Below are 21676 nucleotides of genomic sequence, written 5' to 3'. Positions count from 1 at the left end.
TCTAGGGAGGACAGCACCACCCGTTCTTCAGGGGTGGCCCCCTTTTCGATGAAGGCGCTCGGTTCTTCGGGGTTTCGCCCGACCTTGATGAGATTTTGGGCGATCTGGGCCCGCCCCGCCACCCCCATCAGCACCACCAGGGTGTCCACCCGGGCGTATGCGGTGAGATCGGGCAGAACCCCGTCTTGGGTATGCCCCGAGATCACCGCAAACCCTCTGGCTACCCCGCGCAAGGTGAGGGGGATGCCGGCTAGGCCGGGTAGGGCCAGGGCAGCGCTGAGGCCAGGCACTAACTCAACCTCGATGCCTTGCTGGGCCAGAAACAGCCACTCCTCCCCCCCACGGCCGTAGACCATGGGATCGCCCCCTTTGAGCCGAACCACCCTGTGCCCGGAGTGGGCGTAGTGGAGCAGTAGCTGGAAGATGCGCTGCTGCACTCCGCTTTGCTCACCGGGTTCCTTGCCCACGTAGACCCGTTCGGCCAGGGGGTGGATTAGCTCCAGCACTGCGGGGCTGACCAGGCGGTCGTAGAGCACCACCTCGGCTTCCTGCAACACCTGTAGGGCCCGGAGGGTTAGCAGCTCAGGGTCACCTGGGCCGGCCCCTACCAGGTACACCCTGCCCCGTTTCACAAGGCCACCTCCGGCGTAGCCTGGTTATGGAGGGCCTCGAGCAGCCGCTGTCGGGCAGTTTCCACCTCCCCCTGGGCTAGGTGCTCCAGGGCTGGGCTGTCCACCAGGCGGTACCAGGCGGCCTTGCGGGCCTCGAAGTCGTGGGGGTAGGTTTGCTGCACCAGGGGGCGGAAGGTTCGCAGGAGCCGGAGGTACTCGGCGTAGGCCGGGCCATACTCCTGGGCCAGCCTTTGCCGGATGCGCACCCCTAGGGCCGGGGCTACCCCGCTGGTGGAGATGGCGATAAGCAGATCGCCTTGCTGATGCACGGCGGGCAGGATGAAGTCGCAGTGGGCTGGGTCATCCACCGCGTTGAGCCACACCTCCCGTTCACGAGCCTCCTGGGCGATGAGCGTGTTGAGCGAACGGTCGGGGGGGTGGGCGAAGCAGAGCTGGAAGCCCGCCAGGTCGCCTTGCTGGTAGCCTCGCCGCAGCCAGGTCAGCCGCTCCGGGGCGGGGGGGGCTTCTAGGGCAGGGTGGGCCAGAGGGGAGAGCAACGTCACTAGGGCCCCCGCTTCCAGCAGCCGAAGTACCTTGCTCTCCGTTTCAAAGCCCCCGCCTATGAAGAGCACCTTCTTGTCGTGCAGGTCGAGCATTATGGGAAAGTAGCCCATCCTTACCTCACCAGGTTGGGAATGCTGCGGTAAATCAGGTTTCCCCCGATGAACACCAGCCACAGCAATAGCCCTATTCGGAAGGGGCGCTGACTAAGCCGTTGGGCTAGAAAGGCACCGCTGACCGAGCCCAGCAGGCCGCCTAGGGCTAGCTTTAGAAGCAGGGGCCCATCGGTCTGGCCCAGCGCAGCGTGTAGTCCACCCCCGATGCCAGATAGGGCCAGCCCAAACCAGATGTCGGTGCCCACTACTTTTTGTGCGGCTAGCCGGGTACCATTTAGCAGCAACAGCGTGCCCAGGGCCCCGGCTCCCGCCGAAGAGAAGCCCACCTCGAGGCCAATGAACCCTGCCAGCGAGACTATCGCCCAGGGGGGAAACCGCCGGGGGGAAAAGCGGTGGGTTAGCAGCAGGTTGAACAACGCTACGATTATGATGGTGGCTCCGATGACCGCCAGAACCAGATCTTTTTGGCTCTTGAGCTGGTTGAGTAACAGGCTGCCAGCCACCACAGCGGGTATTCCTCCCAGCAGCAGTAGGCCCAAGGCTCGAGGCTCCACCAGGCCGCGGGCCCAGTAGATGGCGCCAGCCGGCACCTTGGCAATAAAAGAAAACAGCAAAGCAGTGCCTACCGCTACCTCTGGCGGGAGACCCAGGAACAGAATAAGCACCGGAGCGGTGATGGTGCCTCCTCCAACCCCGGTCAGCCCGATGGTGAGGGCGATAAAGAAGCCGATGAGCACCTCGCTCATGTCTCTACCTCCTGGTAGGCTTGGCGTAGCACCTCAGCTACCTCAGGCCGGGTGAACTCCGAAGGCAGGGGGGCCCCCTGGCGCAACAACGTGCGTACCTTGGTTCCGGAAAGCACCAGGTGGTGCAGGGGAGGGTGGGGACAGGTACGGGGGGAGACAATCGAGGCGCATCGGGTGCAGTAGTAGGTGTGCTCGAACTTGAGGATGTGAATGCCGATCTCCTCTGGTCGGAAGGCCGAGAAGATTTCCTGAGCCTCGTAGGGGCCATAGTAGGAACCTACCCCGGCATGATCGCGGCCCACAATGAAATGGGTGCAACCATAGTTTTTGCGGCTGATGGCGTGTAGGATGGCTTCTCGTGGCCCGGCGTAGCGCATGGCGGCAGGATAGACCCCCAACAGCACCCGTTCTTTGGGGTAGTAGTTTTCTAAAAGTACCCGGTAGGCCTGCATGCGTACGGAGGCGGGGATATCGTCTTCCTTGGTGCTGCCAACCAATGGGTTAAGGAACAGCCCATCTACCTGTTCTAAAGCCACCTTATGCAGGTACTCATGGGCCCGGTGGATGGGGTTGCGGGTTTGGAAGCCCACCACTGTTTGCCAGCCCCGCTGGGCAAAGAGGCCGCGGGTTTCGCTTGGGGTGTAATGGTGTTCGGGGAAGGCCCCACGGGACAGGCCAAACAGCCAGACGGGCCCAGCCAGATTAACCTCTCCCTGTTGCAGAAGGGCAGCCACCCCAGGATGGGCCGGGTCGGTGGTACGGTAGACCTCGAGGGCCTCTTTGTGGCGGTCGGGTATATATTTTTCCTCGATTTGCAGCAAGCCCACGTTTCGCCCTTGCCAGACCAGGCGCACCTTACCCTGAAGCGCTTTGGCCTCATCGGCCCTGATACCCAAAGTGATGGGCAGACTCCAGGGCAGACCGTTTTGCAACCGCATGTGTTCCACTACGCTGCGGTAATCGGCCTGGCCCATAAAGCCATCTAGGGGAGAGTAAACCCCGGTGGCGATGAGCTCGAGGTCGGCATAGCTCCGCGCGGAGAGCACAATGGCGGGTAGGTGGGTGTAGGCTTGGGCTTCCTCCTCCGGTAGAACACGCTCTATCAGGTTGCCGCCATGGGGAGAGGGGGGGGCATAGCTTATAAGTTTTGTAAGGTTTGAAGCCATAAAAAAACTCCTATAGCGCTTGGTCGCCTTCCCACAACCCACATTCGGTTTTGCCCCTGCCTGCCCAGCGGCCCGCTCGAACCTCCTCACCAGGGCGCACAGCACGGGTGCAGGGCCAGCAGCCAATGCTAAAGAAACCAGACCAGTACAGGGGGTTTACCGGAAGATTGTGGGCTTTGGCAAAGGCCTCGAGGGCCGGGCGATCCCAGAAGGCCAAAGGATTGATACGCAGCCGTTCTCCTGGCTCGAGGAAGCCCAAGTGGGCACGGGTTTTGGCTTGGTCGCGGCTGCGAGCGTTGAGCAGGGCTGGGGGGTTTTTCTGAGCCAGGTAAGCACGTAGCGGGGCTACTTTACGCGCTGCACAGCAACCATCGGGGTCGGTGCGGTAGCGTTCCTTACCCCAGGCTTCCTCGGGTAGATTGGCCTTCAGGGTTACGAAGTGCATTTGGGGATAGCGCTCTTGCAAGCGGTCACGGGTTTGTAGGGTTTCGGGGAAGTGATAGCCGGTGTCTACGAAGACCACCTCCCCCCGGTAACCGGCTTGAGCAGCCAGCTCGAGGAGCACCACCCCGTTCAGGTTGAAGGCGCTGGTCATCAGTAGGCCAGGGTAATGCTCGAGGGCCCAGGCGATGACCACCCGGGGATCGGTTTCAGCCTTCCAGTTCATGCCCTCACCCGGGTACGGATTCCAATTCGCTCAGCTGCCTGTAAAAGCACCTCCAGGCACTCTTGTAGGCTTTGTTGATCGGTGCGTAGGTGCACGTCGGGGAGGAGGGGGGGTTCATAGGGGTCGGAAATGCCGGTGAACTGGGGTATTTCCCCCCGTAGGGCTTTGGCGTAGAGCCCTTTGACGTCGCGTTGGGTCAGAACCTCTAAAGGTGCGTCCACGAAAACCTCGAGCTTCCGCGGGGCTTGGGACAGTACCTCCTGGCGGGTGGCGCGGTAGGGGCTAATGGCACTGACCAGCACGATGACGCCATGCTTGGCCAGCAGATTGGCTACAAAGCCGATCCGCCGCACGTTGGTATCGCGGTCTTCCCGGCTAAAGCCCAGCCCTTTGGAAAGGTGCTCGCGTACGGCGTCTCCGTCCAGGTGTTCAACCCTGTGCCCGGCCTCATATAAGCAGACCTCGAGGGCTCGGGCCAAGGTGGTTTTGCCTGCGCCAGAAAGGCCAGTGAACCAGATAACTGCGCCTGTAGAGGTCATAAACCTATCCCACCTCCTTTCGGGCAGAAGCCCGAATGGGGACAAACTAGCATAAATGATAAAATTTGTAAACTATTCGATTCATCTCGCTCCCTAAAGCTAAAATAAACCGTTTCTCACCTGCAAGAAGCACCAGGGTGGTTTACTAGGCCCATGCTGAAACCGCTCTGGATGGGAGCTATGTTGCTCTTGGGGGCTGCTTTGGCCCAGGAAGCCACCGTTTATAGGGGTTTTGCCGAGCTGCGCCAGCCACTAAATCTCCCTCCTGCGGAGTGGGTTTGGGAACCTAGCGAAGTCTTGTTTCAAAGCCTGGTGCCAGGCACCTTGCGGATGCTGGGGGTTGCCGAGCGCTCCCGTCAGATAGAGTCTCCGGCGCAGCCCAATGTTCTGGCGGCTTACGTGGGCAAGGAGGTGCAGTTTTACTGGGAGGGAGAGTGGCGCAGGGCTGTTTTGGTAAGCGCAGAGCAGAACCTGTACCTCTACGAGGGGCGCTACTTGGTGGGGCTGCCTGGAACGGTAGCCTACCCCGATACAAGCGGATTTAACCCCCCTGGCCCCAGGGTTGTTTTCCGCTATCAGGGGGCGGGTGCTGCTACCCTGGCCTACCTGACCCGGGGCCTCACCTGGAGCCTGCACTACACCCTGGACGATGGTGAGCTGGTCGGCTGGGCTACCCTGGAAAACCGCCTGGGCCAAACCCTCCGGCTAGGCCGCGTGGAGCTAGTAGCGGGCCGTGTGCCCCTACTTGCAGGCGTTTACGGTGGGCTGGTTTCCCGCCCTGAAGCCCGAATGCTGCAGGCCCCTCCTGCTGCGGATGCGGATGAAGCGGCGTTTGTAGGGGAGGCAGCGGGGACTTACCGCTACAGGCTGTTGGGTGACTTGGTTCTAGGGCCTGGCCTCACCGAAGTGCCCTTTGTGCGGGCTCGAGTACAACCCGCTTATCTCTGGCGTTTGCAGGCAGCCTTCAGTGCGGAGCGGGAACTAGCCTTTATGCGGGGCTTCCGCTTCACCGCACCCGAGAACCTGGCTGCGGGTGTGGTGAGCGTCCGCCAGCAGGAGGTGTTTGTAGGGCAGGCCAGCATGGGGGACACGGCCAAAAGCTACCCGGTTGCTTTACTGCTGGGCCCCGACCCCGAGGGCCGGGCCACACGGCAGGTAGAACAACAAGCCCGCAACCGCTTCCGCGTGACCACCCGTATTCGCAACCCCAAGGCTTATCCCGTTGAAGTTGAAATCCAGGAGCGGATGCCCCAGCCCTTCACCCTGGAGGGAGAGGGCCTCGAGCGCATACCGGAGGGCTACCGCCTGCGCTTTACCCTGCCCCCCGGGCAGAGCCGTACCTACAGTTACACCCTGACCCTGCTCCAGCGGTAAGCGAAAGGGGCCTGACCCTCCCCCTGTGGGGTGTTACCTGCGGGTCAGGAACCCAGACCCTGTATCTACCCACTGGGCGCCGGAGGAGGTAGCCCTGCCCCTGAGCGAGCTGCTGGGCCCTATCCCCCGAGTCTTGAACTGAGGTATTGCACTAAACCCCCGTTATGTAGTCTTTGCATAACGGGGGTTTCTCGTCTGGACGTGGTGGGCGCGATTGGACTCGAACCAACGACCCCTACCGTGTCAAGGTAGTGCTCTAGCCATCTGAGCTACGCGCCCAAGGGCAATGTTTTGGAGGCGCTGACCGGATTCGAACCGGTGAATGGAGGTTTTGCAGACCTCTGCCTTACCACTTGGCTACAGCGCCGCGCCAGTAGCCTAAGCAAAAGCTAGGTTAGCATTTGCCCGAAAGAGTGTCAAACGCTTTTGCAGTACGATGGACCTGTGCGCGAGGTCTACATCAAATCCCCTGGCGGCTTTCGCTGGCCTTTTTCTAAAGGGTTATTGGTGGAATCCATGATGATGGCAGGGCTTGAGATGGAGCCGGCTTTGTCGGTGGCCCACAGCATCGAGGAGCAGCTCAAAAGCCGCAAGAGACCGGAAATTTCTGCCCGAGCCCTCAAAAAAATGCTGATTCAGGAGGTAGAGAAGTACTTCGGCCTCGAGCTGGCCGAGAAGTTGCGGGGCCAGACCCAGGCCTTCGAAGACATTGTGGTCAAGGAGGGGTACCGTCGCCGGCCTTTCTCCAAGGGGGTGCTGGCCCGCAGCCTGGAGGATGCGGGGTTTTCCATGCGCGAGGCCCAGGCCATCGCCCGTTCAGTAGAACATCGGCTGCGCACAAGTGGGGTGCGTTCGATTGCCTCCGCCGAGCTGGAAAAGCGGATTGTGGCTGAGATAGAAAGGCTCTTTGGTTCGGCTGCGCGTAGGCGCTACGCGGGGCGGCAGGCTTTGGCAGGGGAGATTTTTGTGGAGGAGGCCGAGGGCGAGCCGCGGGTGCCTTTCTCCAAAGGCGTGCTGGCCCAATCGGTGATGGCGGTGGGGCTATCGCCGGATTTGGCCTACCGTCTGGCCCGGGATGTGGAGCGTCGCCTACGCGAGGCTGGCTCGACGGTGGTCACCCGTGACCACTTACGCCGTGTGGTCTCAGAAGAGTTAATGGAGGAGGCCGGAGAGGAGGTGGCCCGCCGGTATCTTCTCCTACGCAGCGTTCGCCGGGCGGTAAAGCCGGTGCACCTGCTGATTGGCGGAGTGGCGGGGGTAGGTAAGAGCGTACTGGCCTCGGCGCTGGCCTACCGATTGGGCATTACCCGCATGATTTCCACCGATGCGGTTCGGGAGATCCTGCGGGCCACCATCCCCAAGGATCTGTTGCCCACGCTGCACACCAGTAGCTTTAACTCCTGGCAGGCCCTGGCCACCCCTTACACCGACCAGCCCAACCCAGCTTTGGTGATGCAAGGTTTTCGTGACCAGGTCTCCCGGGTAGCGGTGGGGCTACGGGCTATTCAGGAGCGGAGCGCCCAGGAAAAAACCTCGCTGGTGGTGGAGGGGGTGCATGTGGTGCCGGGGTATATGTCGCACCAGTACCAAAGCGAGGTTATACAGATTCCCATGATGTTGGTTCTCGAGGACGAGAACCTGCACCGTGACCGCTTTGCCCTGCGCGAGCGGGAAACTCAAGGCTCGCGCTCGAGCCGGGTTTATGCGCAGCACTTCGAGCAGATTCGCCTGATTCAAGAGCACCTGGTAGAGCTGGCCAAGGGGGCCGGGGTGCCCCTTATCGCCGCGGACAACCTAGACCGAGCCATTGAGAAGGGCCTCGAGGTCATTGTGGAGCGCTTGCAGGATGCCTACCTCGAGGTGACCCGTTAATAAGTGCCCTGCAAACCACGGATACGGGCTTTTAGGGAAGTAGGCTGAACCTACCCTCTAAGGGCTTAGGCTGGTGTAGACTACTGGCGCAAAGTAGGGGTTCGCAGATTTTTTACTTCTTCGCTAGGGAATGGGTATGGGTGAGTACATTCAGATGAAGGGGTTGTTGCCCGTTCCTCCTTTGGGCATTGGGACTTGGCAGTGGGGGGATCGGCTGATTTGGGGTTACGGTAAAGGCTACCAACAAGACGACACTCTAGCGGCTTACCAAGCCGCGCTTCAGGCTGGGGTGCGACTTTTTGATACGGCCGAGGTCTATGGGTTTGGCTTTTCGGAAAAGCTCCTGGGCCAGTACTACCATACCCACGAGCCTAAGCCTATGGTCATCAGCAAGATGTTTCCCTATCCCTGGCGCCTTTCCCGCAAGAGCCTACTGGTTGCTTTGCGAAAGAGCCTCGAGCGCTTGCAGATGCCGGCGGTTGACCTTTACCTGTTGCACTGGCCCTGGCGGCCGGTGCCCCTCGAGCGGTGGGCCGAGTCGCTGGCCGAGGCCTATGAGCAGGGGCTGGCCCGGGCAGTAGGGGTTTCCAACCACACTCTATCCCAGCTCGAGCGGGTCGCCCAGGTACTGGCCAAGCACCGGGTGCCCCTATCGGTCAACCAGATCGAGTACCACTTGCTCGAACGTGGCCCCGAGCGTTCGGGTCTGCTACGGGATATGCTTTTGGAAGGTATCGTGCCTATGGCCTACAGCCCTTTGGCGATGGGCTGGCTGACCGGAAAATACAGCCTGGAAAACCCCCCTCCAGGTCGCTACCGGGCCCGACGTTACCTAGCGCGTAAAGACAGCATACCCACCATTCTGCAGGCCCTCGAGGTTATCGCCCAAAGACACCACGCTACGCCGGCCCAGGTGGCCCTGCGCTGGTGCATTCAGAAGGGAGCCCTGCCCATTCCTGGGGCCAAAAACGCCCGGCAGGCCAAGGATAGCGCGGGGGCCCTACGGCTCCGTCTTACAGACGATGACATGACCCTACTCAACGCCGTGAGCGTGGAGTGCGCCTGATGCGCTTCACCGCTTGCGGAAGAAGTCCAGCAGGCTTTTCCGTCTGGGGGGTTTCCCTGGTGCGGGGTTTTTGTTGCTTTCGGGCTTGCGGGATGGTGCGCCGCGCACCGTCTGGAGGAAAGCCTTCAGGTTTGCGCGGATGACTGGGTCTTTGGCCAGGAGGTTGCGCACGATCCGGTCGAGCTGGGGGGGCAGGTTGGTGGCAGGGGGTATCCGGTGTAGGTGGGCGTGGCTAAGGTCTTCCAACGCCTCGCCGACAAAGGGGCGTTTGCCCACCAAAAGCTCGAAGGCCAGTATCCCAAAGGAGTAAGCGTCGGAGGCGGGGGTGGCCTGCTCGCCCAAGAACAGCTCCGGGGCCATATAGAAGGGGCTGCCGGCGCGCTCGAGGGGCTTGGGATTCTCGCGGGTCTTGGCTACCCCAAAATCGCCTAACTTAAACTGATTCCCGGCGATAAAGATGTTGGAAGGCTTGACGTCTTGGTGTACGATGCCGTGGTCGTGCAGATAGATGAGGGCCTCGGCAATCTGGCACAGGCACTCCAGGGCTACCTCGCGGCCAAGGGGGCCTTGTTTGAGCCTGTCCTCGAGGGTGCCCTCCTCAAAGTATTCCAGGGCCAAGAAAGCCCCTTCCCCTTCCGGGCGGCCCGCCAGGCCCCGCACCAGGTTGGGGTGCTGGAGACTAAGGGAAAGGGCTACCTCCTGAGCAAAACGTTCGGTCAGGGCACGGTTTTCCCGCACCTCGCGACGTGGAACCTTGAGGGCTACCTTAGTGCCATCGGGGGCCTGGGCCAGGTACACCTGTGCCGACCGCCCCAGGCCCAGCAGCATCTCTAGCCTGAAGTTTTGGCGGGTCAGTCGACGGTAGTCCATGGGGGTTCTCACTCCAGTACTCGAGGGGCCGTTCTTCCCAACCACAGCTTTGCCGAGCATACCACGGCATCCTTTGCTCGCAAAAGCGAATGGAGGCCGTGATTATTACCACATAAAGAGCGTTACAAAAGGGTTAAACTTTCCCCTGGCTTCAGGGCCTTCCCTCCTACCCCCAACAGACCGGCCCGCTGAACGAAGGCGTCCCCGTCTTGGGCAATTGGGGGGAAGGTGTTGTAGTGGACGGGCAGCACCTGCTTAGCTTTGGTGAGCTGAAGGGCCTCGAGGGCATCGTCGGGCCCCATGGTGAAGTGATCCCCGATAGGCAGAACGGCCAGGTCTATGCTGTAGGGGGCGACCAGGGTCATATCGCTGAAAAGCGCCGTATCGCCGGCTACGTAAATGTGCTTCCCGCCTATTTGTAGAACGAAGCCCTGGGCCAGCCCCCCGTAGGTGCCGTCGGGGAACGAGGAGGAATGCCAGGCGGGGAACCACTTCAGCCAGCCCCCCTTGAACTTGTAGGTGCCTCCCAGATTCATGCCAATGCTTTTGCCCCCTTGCTTCTCGGCGTAAGAAGCGATCTCATAGTTGGAGACGATGGGGGCCCCGGTGCGTTTGGATAGGGCTACACTGTCGCCGTAGTGGTCGCCGTGGGCGTGGGTAAGCACGATTAGGTCGGCCTCGATCTCTTCGGCAGAGACCGCGGCTTTAGGATTTCCGTTAAGGAAAGGGTCGACCACGATGCGGGTAGTACCCTCTTGTATCAGAAGAGCGGAGTGTCCCAGATACTTTACCTCGACCACAGTTTTACCTCCGACCTTCTCAGTATATGCCCCGAGCCCTTAGGGCTGATAGGCTCTTTGCTCAAGGTTTGATCAGCTGCTCCAGTACACGCTCTACCTGGCGTTCAAAGGCCGCTTCGGCCAGCCGTCCCAAGGCCCGCCCCCCCCACTTTTCCCCCTGAGGCCAAGTGGCGTGGATGCGGAGGGTGAGCTGGTATTCAATTCCCCCCTCCACCACGCGGCCACTGCCCTCCAGCTCGGCCCAGAAGGCTGGGGGTTGGTGCAGGGGCAGAGCCTCCAGGTAGGCCCTTTGGCCCTGGGGATGAATTTGACTGCGGAAGGGGAAGTGCAGCTCCCCCAGCAGCGGGGCCTCGGCAACTAGGTAGCCCTGAAGGGTGTGGCCTTGGCGGGTTAGCGCTTTAAAGGGTGGCTTGTGGGCAAAGACCCGCTCGGGCTGTAGCAGGTGCTCGGGCGGCTCAGCCAAGCGAAGTTGGAACGATTTTTCCAAAACCATAAACCTAGCCTAGGCTGCCCACAACGCCGTGGGCCCTAGCTGACCCACTCTACCCGTAGTTTCCCGGTTCTGGCGAGCTGCTCGATCTCCTCATCGCTCACATTACGCAACCGGGAAAGCTGGCTAAACTCCGGCGTGGCGCTGGCCAGGCCCACCCGCACGACCAGCACTTCCTCTCCTTCGGCTTTGCCGATGCGCCAGACCAGGTAGTTGCCCAGCCGTTCGAGTAGGTCCTCCACATCCCACAGAGTAGCGGGTTGTGGGGTTTGGGTAAAGGGTGCCTTGGTAGACTACCCTCGTGGAAGCCATTGTGCTGGCTGGGGGCAGTGCACAAGACCCCCTAGCGCAAAAGTATGGGGTAGCGAGCAAGGCGTGGATACCTTACCGGGGGCGCCCTCTGGTGGAGTACACCCTCGAGGCTTTGGATCAGGCGGGGTTGGCAATTATCCTAGTAGGCCCCCAGGCGCCGCTCCGCCCTTTGCCCAAGGTGTTTTTGCCTGATCAAAGCAGTCTCTTGGCCAACCTCGAGGCCGGTGTCCAAGCCGCAAAAGGAGAGCGCCTTTTGGTGGCCACCGGGGATATGCCTTTTCTAAGCGTAGAAGCGGTGCGCTGGGTATTGCAACAAGCTCCCGAGGCAGGCTTCGTTTATACCATTATTCCCCGCTCCACCATCGAACAGCGTTTCCCCGGGATGCGCCGCACCTATGCCCGCGTGCGGGAGGGTTCTTTTACGGGTGGGAATATAGCCATCCTAGACAAGCAGGTCTTTCTCACCGCGCTGCCCCTGCTCAGGCGAGCCATAGCTTTGCGCAAAAGACCGTTGGCGCTAGCAAGCCTGATTGGCTGGGGTACGTTGTTTCGAGTACTCACGGGCCGGGCCGATATCCCTGGTCTGGAGGCCCGGGTTTCCCAAATGATTGGGGGGCCAGCCAGGGCGCTCATCACCCCCTTTGCCGAGGTGGGCGTGGATATCGACAAGGAAGAAGACCTGCGCTGGCTCGAGGCTGTAAACTAGGAGCGAATGCGAACGGTTCGCGATCTACGCCTTGCTGGTCTAATCGCTTATTTAGCGGCTTTAATTGCCGGGCTGGTGGTTTCTGGGTTGATGCATCTGGCCTTGGGAGGCCGGGGCCAGTTCGGCTGGGAGGGGTTCAATTTCTTCGGTATCCTCGAGGGCCTAGCCTTTTTGCTGGTCTTTACCCTTTCCCTGTGGATCGCCAAGCGCGCGGTTAACGTAACCACCACCACCCTGCTTTCCGCGGGGCTTTTCGCGCCTACCTCAGCCCGCAAGCTGGCTCGAGCGGTTCCGGTCATCGGCGCGCTGCAATCCTTCGAAGGCAGCATTGCTGTACTGGTCGAGGAGGGGCAGCCGGTAGGGGTCATCGGCATTGCCGACTCTTTGGTGCCCTGGGATGAGGCCCCGGTGGTTTCGGGCCAAACGGCAGCCAGCGAGTTGGGCTCGCTTTTCCGCCAGCACCAGGTTGTCTTCGTGGCGGATGGGAATACCGTCCACGGCATGATTACCCGTGAACGTTACTTCAAGTACCTGGGGGCCAAGTAGCTCAATGCGGACTGGGCCAGGGGGGTGTTCGTCCTCTCGGCGATGTAGAGAGGCGGGTGGGTTATATGAACATGGCCGGGTACCTGGTTGGCGTATTCTAGGAAAGACGATTGGAGATGCCCATGACCACCAAAGCCCCGGATATTGTAGATCTGCTCAACCTAGCGGTAGACCGTAGCGCCAGTGACCTGGTGGTCACGGTGGGTCTACCGCCCATGGTCAAGATTGACGGCGAGTTCCACCCCACCGAGTACGAGCCGCTGACGCCCCAGGAAACCCGCCGCCTGGCCTATGCCCTGATGGATGAGAAGCAGCAGCGGGTTTTTGAGGAGGAGAAAGAACTGGACTTCTCCTTCAGCCTGCCGGGTAAAGGGCGTTTCCGGGTCAACGTCTTCCTGCAGCGCGGCAGCGTGGGTGCGGTGCTGCGGGTAGTGCCTTCCAACGTCAAAAGCTTTGAGGAGCTGGGCCTGCCGAAAAACGTGGCTGAGATAGCCCTAAGCCCTCGGGGCCTGGTGCTGGTGACTGGTCCTACCGGCTCGGGCAAGTCCACCACCCTGGCCTCCATGATCGACTATATCAACGAGCGCAAGCGTTGCCATATCGTAACCATCGAAGACCCCATCGAGTTTTTCCACCGTCACAAGTCCTCCATTATCAACCAGCGCGAAATTGGCTCCGATACCCACGGCTTTCACAAGGCGTTGCGCTCGGTTCTGCGCCAGGCCCCCGATGTGATTCTGGTGGGGGAGATGCGCGACTTCGAAACCATTGCTGCGGCCATTACCGCTGCAGAGACCGGACATTTGGTGATGGGTACTTTGCACACCAACAGCGCTCCCGAGACCATCGACCGTATTATCGACGTCTTCCCCGAGTCACAGCAGGAGCAGGTGCGGGTACAGCTTTCCAACAACCTGGTGGCCGTTCTAACCCAGCAGCTCTTGCCCAAGGCCTTTGGGGGTGGTCGTGTGCTGGCCTATGAACTCATGATAGCCACACCGGCCGTGCGAGCGCTCATTCGAGAGGGCAAAAGCCATCAACTGGTCAGCGTCATCCAGACCGGTGGCCAGTACGGCATGATCACCATGGATGCCTGCCTGGCCGATCTCTATAAGCGCAAACTCATTACCTATGAGATGGGCCAGTCGCGTGCAGTGGATCCCAAGGAGTTTGCCCGCTTGGCCGGTGCGGCGGCGGGACAAGTAACAGGCATGCGGCGTCCCCAATGAAGGTGGGTTTTGTAAAAAGGGAATTGCTTCAACGGGCTGGATAAGTGTCCTGATCTTGAGAAAGCCCTAGAGAGGGAAATGTGCTTAAGTGGTTATTGCCTGCAGTAGTTGCCTCATCGGCATTCTTAGTGGGTTTGTCTATTCCTCTGGCTCGAGCCCTAGGTATTGTGGATGCACCTGGGGCCATCAAGATTCACAGCCAGCCCACACCGCGCTTTGGTGGCGTAGGCATCGTGGCAGCTATTGCCCTCTGGGGGGGCTACACGGGTAGCCTCTATGGGGGTGCCTTGTGGGGTTTGCTGCTGATTGCCCTTACCGGTGCCCTCGACGACCGCTACAGTCTGTCGCCTAAGGTTCGCCTGGCGGCTGAGTTGGTGGCTGGGGTGTTGTTGGGCCTGCACTTCTGGAGCAGCCTTGGTTGGATCGGATTGGCGCTGGGGGTGCTTTTGGTGCCGGTAATGGCCAACTCGGTAAATCTGATTGATGGAATGAACGGACTGGCTGCTGGAAGCGCCATGATCTCGGCGGCGGGCCTGGCCGCCTTGCTGTGGACTCTGCAGCTCGAGGCTACCCTGGCGCTGGTGCTGGTGGGCAGTCTGGCGGGTTTTTTGCTGTGGAATTACCCTAAAGCCAAGAGTTTTATGGGTGATTGCGGCAGTCTTTCCATTGGCTATCTGTTGGCTTTACTGCTTATGCATTCCGCAACCCAGGGCCTTACTGCTTTTCTGGCTGCTGGGGTGATGGTGGGTTTTCCCATCTTCGACATGCTGGCGGGCATTATTCGGCGCTGGCGCCGAGGCAAGCCTATTTTTGACGGCGATCGTGACCACACCTACGACCGGCTCGATCAGCTTTACGTGCGGGCCCCTGTCAAAACCGTACTTATTATTTGGATGCTGACCGCTTTTCTGGTTGGGCTGGGTTTGCTGATCAGCAAAGTGGCCTTAGGGCTTGGGGCCTTGCTGGCCATCTTGTTGCTGCTGTTTTTATTCGGGTGGGCGTACAGGCTGGGTTCGCTTTAGGCGATAGATGCCCCTGGCGAGTGGCGGCTTACGCTCGCGCAAGAAGGCTTTTTGCGGATAAATCACAGTAAGGGACAGGATTGGTCATAAAGGGTAGCCGTGCGTAGGGCGGATGAACCGTGAACTCGTAACACTGCGTTACGGACGCTTTGTAACGAGGTGGAAGGCAATGGCTCCAAGCGCCCTTCTGAGCGCTGCTTTTCCGGCCAGTAGAACTTTGCTTGTTCGACGAGAATCGTTATGAACCACGTTACCGCTGTGTTGCGCTAATAGAAAAGCTTGCGGCTGAGCGTAACGAAGAGGACAATGCAAGTAGGCATCGCGCTTGTTTTGAGATAACGCGGCCATAACGGCTTTTGTCCTACACTTCCCCAGTACATAGAGGCAAATGTCTCTACCCGCGAAGGAGCGCGCAGATGCTGAAAGACCCAGTTGCCGTTGCACCTTTTGCCCCCTGGCCTCATTTCGAGCCCGATGAAATAGAAGCTGCGGTTAGGGTGCTTCAGTCGGGCAAGGTCAACTACTGGACAGGTCAGGAAGGGCGTCTTTTTGAGCGTGAATTCGCCAGCTATGTGGGAACCAAGCATGCTATCGCCCTGCATAACGGCACTGTGGCTATTGAGCTAGCCCTGTATGCGATGGGGGTGGGAGAGGGGGATGAGGTCATCACCACTCCACGTACCTTCATCGCCTCAGCCAGCGCGGCGGTGATGCGGGGGGCTAAGCCGGTATTTGCCGATATTGATCGGGAGAGCGGCCTGATCACGGCTGAGACCATTGAGAAGGTCATCACCCCTCGCACCAAGGCCATCATCGTTGTGCATTTGGCGGGCTGGCCTGCCGATATGGACCCTATCATGGAGCTGGCTCGCAAGCACAATCTGTGGGTCATCGAAGACTGTGCCCAGGCCCACGGGGCTAAATACAAAGGCCGAAGCGTAGGCTCCATTGGGCATGCAGGGGCTTGGTCGTTCTGTCAGGACAAGATTCTAACCACCGGCGGTGAAGGGGGCATGCTCACCCTAAACGACGATGAGCTGTGGAATAGGGCTTGGAGCTTCAAAGACCACGGTAAAAGTTACGATGCGGTCTACAACCGTCAGCACCCGCCGGGGTTTCGCTGGCTGCATGAGGACTTTGGTACCAACTGGCGGATGCTCGAGGTTCAAGCGGCGATTGGCCGGGTCATCCTGGGCAAACTGGATAGTTGGGTGCAGAAGCGTCGGATGCATGCCCATTACCTCAGCCAGCGCTTCCGCCAAATTCCGGCCCTGAGGGTACCGGAAGTGCCTGCCGGGCTGTATCATGCTTATTACAAGTACTACGTCTACGTGCGTCCCGAGATGCTCAAGCCAGGTTGGAGCCGGGATCGAATTATGCAAGCCATTAACGAGGCGGGTATTCCTTGTATGACCGGGAGTTGCAGCGAGATCTATTTAGAAAAGGCCTTTACCCGCCGGGGCTGGCAACCAGCCGAGCGTTTTCCGGTGGCCCGGGAGCTGGGGGAGACCGCCTTGATGTTCTTGGTGCACCCCACCCTGAGCATGGAGCACATGCAGGTAACCGCTGATGTGGTTGAACAGGTTATGCGAGAAGCTTCTATTCACTCTTGAGGGGTGGCTATGTTTCAGAATTTAAAGGAACTGCGGTTTAGCCCCGATGTCTTGCTGCGGGTTGTGGCCGACCAGATCATGGTGGCAAGCAGCTTTGCAGCGGCTATGGTGGCGCATCTGCTGTATTTTTATAATGGTTCTGATCCAGGGCAGCTTCGGGCCTATATCGAGATTTACCTGCAAAACGTGGGGCTTCTCCTGCTGATTAGCTTTTTGGTCTTTGCTATCAGTGGGTTTTATTCCCGGGGTCGGGCCTACCAAAGCCGCTACAAAATTCTGGTTGTGGCGCAGGCGGTGTCCCTAGCCTACGTATTGTTTGGTTTTGCGGTTTTTATGCTGCCTTTGGTAGACCCTCCGCGCTCGGCTATTTTTCTCAGTGGTGTTATTACCTTGGCACTTGCTGTGGGCTCGAGGGCCTGGGTACACTACTGGTCTGCTGCTGAGCAAGCACGCCAAGCCAAGGTCAATCCCGTACCCCCAGTTCTTTCCGATGAGCGAGTGGTTTTGGTGATTGGGGGGGCGGGTTATATCGGTTCGGGGCTGCTGCCTCGCTTGCTCGAGAGGGGCTATAAAGTGCGGCTGCTCGACTTGCTGATGTTTGGCAAAGAGCCCATTGCTCATGTGCTGCACCATCCCAACCTGGAAATCATCCAGGCCGATTTTCGCCAGGTGGACAAAGTGGTCGAGGCCATGCGGGGTGTGGATACGGTGGTGCACTTAGGGGGACTAGTAGGTGACCCAGCCTGTGCTCTGGACGAGAATCTAACCATCGAAATCAATTTGGTTGCAACCCGTACCATCGCCGAGATAGCCAAAGGAATGCATGTAAGACGCTTTATTTTCGCTAGCACCTGCTCTGTCTATGGGGCAAGCGATGTCGTGCTGGATGAACGCAGCAAACCCAATCCGGTTTCCCTATATGCCCGCAGTAAAATCGCCTCCGAACAGGTACTACACAAGCTCCAGAGCGATGATTTCTCCGTGGTGATTCTGCGTTTTGGCACCATTTATGGCCTCTCGGGGCGTACCCGCTTCGACTTGGTGGTCAATTTGCTAACCGCCAAAGCTGTGGTAGAGAAAAAAATCACGGTCTTTGGTGGCGACCAATGGCGCCCCTTTGTGCATGTAGATGATGCTGCCCACGCGGTGATGTTGGCGGTGGAAGCTCCGAAAGAGCTTGTCCACAATCAAATATTCAACGTCGGCAGCAATGAAGGCAACATGACCTTGGGCATGGTAGGGGAGCTAGCCAAGAAGCTGGTTCCTGACGCCGAGCTTATTGACTCGGGGCGCGATGGTGACCGACGCAATTACCGAGTAGACTTTTCCAAGATTCGCAATGTTTTGGGCTTTGAGCCGCGCTGGACAGTGGAGGAGGGCATCCGGCAGGTCATCGATGCTCTTCGTAGTGGGAAAGTGCGAGACTACCGGGCCCCCATGTACTCTAACGTTAAGTACCTCACCGAGGATACCGCCTCAGATGTAGTCAAGCAGTACTACCAGGGTTGGGAAAGGAGCCTTATAGAACAAATTTATTCTAAGGATGAGGAAAAAGAGGTTCATCCAGCCGTTGTGCCGCAAGCCTGAGGGGAGGCAGGCTGGCGTTTGGAGGTGAGAGGTAGTGAAGCCAAGTTTAGTTTTTTTGATTGTAATGCTGCTGGTTCTGCCAGCCTGTACGCCTAAACCCCCATCGACGCCCGGCAATTTCTCTGCTGAGCCTGACGACACGCCCCAGGTACGGTTGCGCTGGGAGGCCGTGCCCGGAGCAGTGGAATATGTGCTAGAGCGCCAGCCTGGAACAGGCCTGGTTAGCGGTAGTGTAGCCCCATTGGCTACCCTTAGCTCTACTACCTACACCGATACGGAGGTGGAATACAGTACAACCTACACCTACCGTCTGACTGCCCGAGGGCCTGCTGGTAGCAGCCCTCCGGCGGTTGTGTCCGTAACTGTACCCCCTCAGCCGCTTCAGCCTCCGGCTACCCCTGCCAACTTCCGGGCTACCTCGAGCCTAAGCGCCAGTGGTGATCCCCAGGTGGAGCTACGCTGGGAGATTCCCGAGGGGGTTACGCGCTACCGCCTCGAGCGTCGAACACGCGAGGGGGGCTTTGCTACTTTAGTGGAATCCCTCCCTGCCAAAGCCACTGTTTATACCGATACTACTGTGGGTAGCTGTACCTCCTATACCTACCGGCTGACCGCTCTAAATGGAGCAGGGCCCAGTACGCCGGCCAGCCTTCAGCTCGAGACATTACCGCTGAATGAACCGGGCTTTAGCTGCACTCCTACGGCGTATACCTTTGCCGACCCTCCTTCACCGCCAAGCCTCGACCTCGAGGATTATGGCCTAGACGTGGAGATTTTCGACAATGCCGATCTCAGCGGGTTGTTCTTCCGCGCCATTGAACCCAATATCAACCACAACTTTCCCAGCACCCCCCCTGTTTCCGGCATGGGGGTTGATACCTATAGTATCCGCTGGACCGGCCTAATCACTTCTCCCACCACAGCCACCTACACATTCACGCTGCTGGCCGATGATGGGGTACGGCTTTGGATCAACAATCAACTATTGATCGATAACTGGGCTGACCAGGGCTTGGCCCGGCGCCGGGCTACCATCAGCCTAACGGGTGGGCAGGCTTATCCATTCAAGCTAGAGTACTACAATCAAGACCCCAGGGGGGCTATCCGGCTGCACTGGGCGCGCCCTGGCCAAAACGAGGAGGTAGTGCCTCAGACTGCCTTCAAGCGCCATGTTTGGGCTAGCAAAGGCCGCTTTGGCCCCAAGCTGCCCTGGCCTACCGTGGCTACCCACGCCGTCATGTTGCCGGATGGTCGCGTCATGACCTTCCACGGCCTCGACCCGGTAGGCAAAGGCCAGGGGGATAACTACCGCGACTATAGCAAGCACGCCTCCACCCAGGTGTTCGTATGGATCCCAGGCACCCCCACCGATGCTCAGAGCCAGGCCCGCTACGACAATACCCGAACCGACCTTTTTTGTTCCGGATACGTCTTGGCCGCCAACGGTAAGCTCTACCTGGCCGGGGGCAATTTGGGCTACGACTACAGCGCTTCGGGCGAGGAAAGGGGTTTTGCTGCTGGCCATACCCATACCAACATCTTTGACCCTAGCTCCAATACCTGGAGCCCTGGCCCCAACATGACCCAGGGCCGCTGGTACCCCAGCGTAATTACCCTGCCTAACGAAGAGATGCTGATTATTGGAGGCAATGCGGATCAACACAATGGCAATAGTGTTAATGACGACTGGAACTTAATTCCCGATGTATGGAACCCCTTTGCCAACACCCTGCGTCGCCTGACCGGGGCCAGCTCGGAAGGTAAGGCTATAGAGCACTTCTACCCCTGGGTGCACGTGGCCCCCAATGGGCAGGTCTTCCTTTCGGGTAGCTACAAGTACTGGTACTACCTCAACACCGCGGGTTCGGGCTCATGGGGGAGCATCAACCTCAACCCCCAAATCTACAACCGCTACTATGGCTCCTCGGTGATGTACGAGCCAGGCAAGATTCTGGTTTTGGGTGGGGGAAGCGTTATCTTCAGTGGTGAGCAGGGGGGCGAAACCGCCCAGGTCATCGAACTCAACCCCAACAACCAGACCATCCAGGTGCGGAGTGTAAGCCCAATGGCCCACAAGCGCACCCATCTGAACGCCACCCTAATGCCGGATGGCCGCATCTTTGTCAACGGTGGCAATGAGGATGGTATTAACTACAGCAACGAAACCGCTGTGTACGAAAGTGAGATATGGTCTCCCAAGACCGAGAAGTTCAAACCGGCCGCCGAGGCCCAGTGCCCCCGCACTTACCACTCCACCGCTCTTCTCCTAACCGATGGAACCATCCTGACCATGGGTGGGGGGGCTACCGGTGGCGATGATCCCCCGGGCGCGCCAGAATGCGACAAAAGCAAGAGGAATGCGCAGAAGGTCAACCAACTCAACGCAGAAATTTACTATCCGCCGTACCTGTTTAATGCCGATGGTACCCCAGCCACCCGCCCACAGATTCAGGCCCTAAATGTCCCCCAGGTGGGGGGCTACCAAACCATGGCTTATGGCCAGACCTATACCCTGCAGACCGACGTGCCCAGCAGCGTGGTGAAACGCGTGACCATGGTGGCTCTGGGGGCTGTGACGCACGCCTTCAACATGGGCCAGCGCTTCATTGAGCTAAACTTTACCCCCACCGGCCAAAATGAGTTGAGCTTTACTTCACCACAGAGCCCCAATCTGGCTACCCCAGGCTTCTACCAGCTGTATGTGCTGGATGGGCGGGGGGTTCCCTCTGAGGCCAAAATTGTTCGCTTAAGGCAGTTGCCATAATTTAGCGCACTTCAAAAGGCCCCAAGTCAACGGCGGCACCCTTTAGGCGGGGACCGGCTTCAAAGTCCAGGCTGGGGGCTGCCTCACCCAGACCCCGGTCGATGGCCGGACTGGTGCTGGAAAGACGGTAGTTCCCACTTCCATCGGCCTTGAACTCCACAAACCCAGGGTCCACCGCGAGGCTTCCCTGGTGGCTGCTGGTCTGCAGGCGCCAGTTGGTCCCATTGTTCCACACCAGGTTGTTGATGAAGCGGTTGACCCCGGTGTTGTTCTCCTCACTGATCCCCCGTGGGTTGCCCACCACAATGTTGTTGGCCACCAGAAAGTTCTCCGCCCGGTTCCCCCGGGTGTTGTCCCCCGAGCCCACCGAGATACCCCCGTAAAGATTGGCAAACGACAGGTTGTTGCTGATGACCACCGCAGTGGCCGCATGCCAGGTGGTGATGCCAAAACCCCGGGCCCGGTAAACGATGTTGTTCTGCACTACCCCCCGGGGTGCCCCCTGGTAAATGCCGTGAATCCGGGTGCACGAACCCGCGCTTAGGTCGCCAATATCGTGTATCAAATTACTCAAAGCGAGAGAACTTTCTGCTTCAGGTAGGCCCAGGTTAATCCCCGCTCCCCCGTTGGTATCACACTGGGCACGGATGTTGTAGACATGGTTGTAGAGGAAGCGGTTGAAGGGCCTCCAGCTAATGATGCCGCTGTTGGAGGCGTTGGTGACCTCGAGGCCGATGATGTCGATATAGCTACCCCGGACATCGATACCGAAGAGGGCGCCTTGGGCGTTGATCTTAGCGCCCCAGCGGGTATCGGAGGCGATAGTGATTCGCTGGTTAGGGGTACCGGAGACGGTGATCTGTACCGACTCGGGGTAGGTGCCATCGAGCACGCGGAGCACGTAGCCAGGCTTGAGCTGGGTTACGGCATAGGAAAGGGTGGCCCAGGGGCGCTGGCGGCTGCCATCGTTGGCGTTGCTACCCCCGGGGCCTACATAGTAGGTGGGGCCGCTGGGAATA

21 protein-coding genes and 2 tRNA genes are annotated in these 21676 nt (G+C 59.4%); 10 read left to right on the top strand and 13 right to left on the bottom strand.

The annotated features are described in order from the left end of the window. The 6 genes from cobA to cysC form a co-directional block, all read right to left on the bottom strand. A partial coding sequence (gene cobA / locus G552_RS0109845; RefSeq protein ID WP_027882887.1) for a uroporphyrinogen-III C-methyltransferase occupies window positions 1–632 on the bottom strand: 632 nt, incomplete at its 3' end. Next, the gene (locus G552_RS0109840) at window positions 629–1285 is read right to left on the bottom strand and encodes a precorrin-2 dehydrogenase/sirohydrochlorin ferrochelatase family protein (RefSeq protein ID WP_027882886.1); all 657 of its coding nucleotides are present in this window, start codon (window positions 1283–1285) and stop codon (window positions 629–631) included. The genes G552_RS0109840 and cobA, both read right to left, overlap by 4 nt. A 2-nt stretch (window positions 1286–1287) precedes the next feature. Next, window positions 1288–2034, bottom strand: a complete 747-nt coding sequence (locus G552_RS0109835; protein ID WP_027882885.1) for a sulfite exporter TauE/SafE family protein — start codon at window positions 2032–2034, stop codon at window positions 1288–1290. After that, window positions 2031–3200: a sulfate adenylyltransferase gene (sat, locus tag G552_RS0109830; protein WP_036270600.1), complete on the bottom strand. Its 1170-nt coding sequence runs from the start codon at window positions 3198–3200 to the stop codon at window positions 2031–2033. The genes G552_RS0109835 and sat overlap by 4 nt, the downstream gene beginning before the upstream one ends. 10 nt (window positions 3201–3210) lie before the next feature. Further along, window positions 3211–3867, bottom strand: a complete 657-nt coding sequence (locus G552_RS0109825; protein WP_027882883.1) for a phosphoadenylyl-sulfate reductase — start codon at window positions 3865–3867, stop codon at window positions 3211–3213. Then, window positions 3864–4406 carry an adenylyl-sulfate kinase gene (gene cysC, locus G552_RS0109820; RefSeq protein WP_027882882.1) on the bottom strand — a complete coding sequence of 181 codons (543 nt, stop codon included), beginning with the start codon at window positions 4404–4406 and terminating at the stop codon, window positions 3864–3866. Before cysC ends, G552_RS0109825 begins: the two co-directional genes overlap by 4 nt. A gap of 153 nt (window positions 4407–4559) precedes the next feature. On the opposite strand from cysC, the gene G552_RS0109815 reads away from it, so the two are divergent. After that, window positions 4560–5780: a hypothetical protein gene (locus G552_RS0109815; RefSeq protein ID WP_027882881.1), complete on the top strand. Its 1221-nt coding sequence runs from the start codon at window positions 4560–4562 to the stop codon at window positions 5778–5780. A 202-nt stretch (window positions 5781–5982) separates the two neighbouring features. Here the strand turns inward: G552_RS0109815 and G552_RS0109810 are convergent. Next, window positions 5983–6059 (bottom strand) — tRNA-Val (locus G552_RS0109810). A gap of 13 nt (window positions 6060–6072) precedes the next feature. After that, a tRNA-Cys gene (locus G552_RS0109805) sits at window positions 6073–6147 on the bottom strand. 77 nt (window positions 6148–6224) lie between these two features. Here G552_RS0109805 and G552_RS0109800 point away from each other — a divergent pair. Both G552_RS0109800 and G552_RS0109795 read left to right on the top strand, forming a co-directional pair. Then, window positions 6225–7652: an ATP cone domain-containing protein gene (locus G552_RS0109800; RefSeq protein ID WP_027882880.1), complete on the top strand. Its 1428-nt coding sequence runs from the start codon at window positions 6225–6227 to the stop codon at window positions 7650–7652. A 136-nt stretch (window positions 7653–7788) separates the two neighbouring features. Continuing rightward, window positions 7789–8718 (top strand): aldo/keto reductase, encoded by a 930-nt coding sequence (locus tag G552_RS0109795; RefSeq protein ID WP_051195773.1) that lies wholly within the window; start codon window positions 7789–7791, stop codon window positions 8716–8718. A 6-nt stretch (window positions 8719–8724) separates the two neighbouring features. Here the strand turns inward: G552_RS0109795 and G552_RS0109790 are convergent, their stop codons facing one another. From G552_RS0109790 to G552_RS0109775, 4 genes are all read right to left on the bottom strand, one after another. Beyond that, a complete protein-coding gene (locus G552_RS0109790; RefSeq protein ID WP_027882878.1) occupies window positions 8725–9588 on the bottom strand; it encodes a serine/threonine-protein kinase in 864 nt (287 codons plus the stop codon). A 122-nt stretch (window positions 9589–9710) separates the two neighbouring features. Next, a complete protein-coding gene (locus G552_RS0109785; RefSeq protein WP_027882877.1) occupies window positions 9711–10388 on the bottom strand; it encodes a metal-dependent hydrolase in 678 nt (225 codons plus the stop codon). Between the two features lie 61 nt (window positions 10389–10449). Then, the gene (locus tag G552_RS0109780; protein ID WP_027882876.1) at window positions 10450–10881 is read right to left on the bottom strand and encodes a DUF3809 family protein; all 432 of its coding nucleotides are present in this window, start codon (window positions 10879–10881) and stop codon (window positions 10450–10452) included. Between the two features lie 35 nt (window positions 10882–10916). Beyond that, window positions 10917–11120, bottom strand: a complete 204-nt coding sequence (locus tag G552_RS0109775) for a DUF3248 domain-containing protein (protein WP_036270598.1) — start codon at window positions 11118–11120, stop codon at window positions 10917–10919. A 59-nt stretch (window positions 11121–11179) separates the two neighbouring features. On the opposite strand from G552_RS0109775, the gene mobA reads away from it, so the two are divergent. The 7 genes from mobA to G552_RS0109740 all read left to right on the top strand — a co-directional run bounded on the left by mobA (window position 11180) and on the right by G552_RS0109740 (window position 20657). Next, complete coding sequence (gene mobA / locus G552_RS0109770) at window positions 11180–11896, top strand: molybdenum cofactor guanylyltransferase (protein WP_027882874.1); 717 nt, start codon at window positions 11180–11182, stop codon at window positions 11894–11896. Between the two features lie 6 nt (window positions 11897–11902). Beyond that, the gene (locus G552_RS0109765) at window positions 11903–12442 is read left to right on the top strand and encodes a hypothetical protein (protein ID WP_027882873.1); all 540 of its coding nucleotides are present in this window, start codon (window positions 11903–11905) and stop codon (window positions 12440–12442) included. Window positions 12443–12564: 122 nt separating this feature from the next. Next, the gene (locus tag G552_RS0109760; RefSeq protein ID WP_245575171.1) at window positions 12565–13671 is read left to right on the top strand and encodes a type IV pilus twitching motility protein PilT; all 1107 of its coding nucleotides are present in this window, start codon (window positions 12565–12567) and stop codon (window positions 13669–13671) included. Window positions 13672–13799: 128 nt separating this feature from the next. Next, window positions 13800–14693, top strand: coding sequence for a glycosyltransferase family 4 protein (locus tag G552_RS0109755; protein ID WP_245575172.1), 894 nt, complete (start codon window positions 13800–13802; stop codon window positions 14691–14693). A 416-nt stretch (window positions 14694–15109) separates the two neighbouring features. Further along, a complete protein-coding gene (locus G552_RS0109750; protein ID WP_027882870.1) occupies window positions 15110–16306 on the top strand; it encodes a DegT/DnrJ/EryC1/StrS family aminotransferase in 1197 nt (398 codons plus the stop codon). 9 nt (window positions 16307–16315) lie between these two features. Continuing rightward, a complete protein-coding gene (locus G552_RS0109745) occupies window positions 16316–17893 on the top strand; it encodes an NAD-dependent epimerase/dehydratase family protein (protein ID WP_245575170.1) in 1578 nt (525 codons plus the stop codon). Window positions 17894–17927: 34 nt separating this feature from the next. Next, window positions 17928–20657 (top strand): PA14 domain-containing protein, encoded by a 2730-nt coding sequence (locus tag G552_RS0109740; RefSeq protein ID WP_027882868.1) that lies wholly within the window; start codon window positions 17928–17930, stop codon window positions 20655–20657. A 1-nt stretch (window position 20658) separates the two neighbouring features. Here G552_RS0109740 and G552_RS16510 read toward each other — a convergent pair whose 3' ends face one another. Further along, entirely contained in the window at window positions 20659–21675 is a 1017-nt protein-coding gene (locus G552_RS16510) for a choice-of-anchor Q domain-containing protein (protein WP_027883413.1), read from the bottom strand. Between the last annotated feature and the right edge of the window lies 1 nt (window position 21676).

The organism is Meiothermus rufus DSM 22234 (assembly GCF_000423425.1).
Lineage (GTDB): Bacteria > Deinococcota > Deinococci > Deinococcales > Thermaceae > Meiothermus > Meiothermus rufus.
The sequence above is the reverse complement of the archived record's forward strand: the minus strand, read 5'-3'. Positions and strand labels throughout refer to the sequence as shown.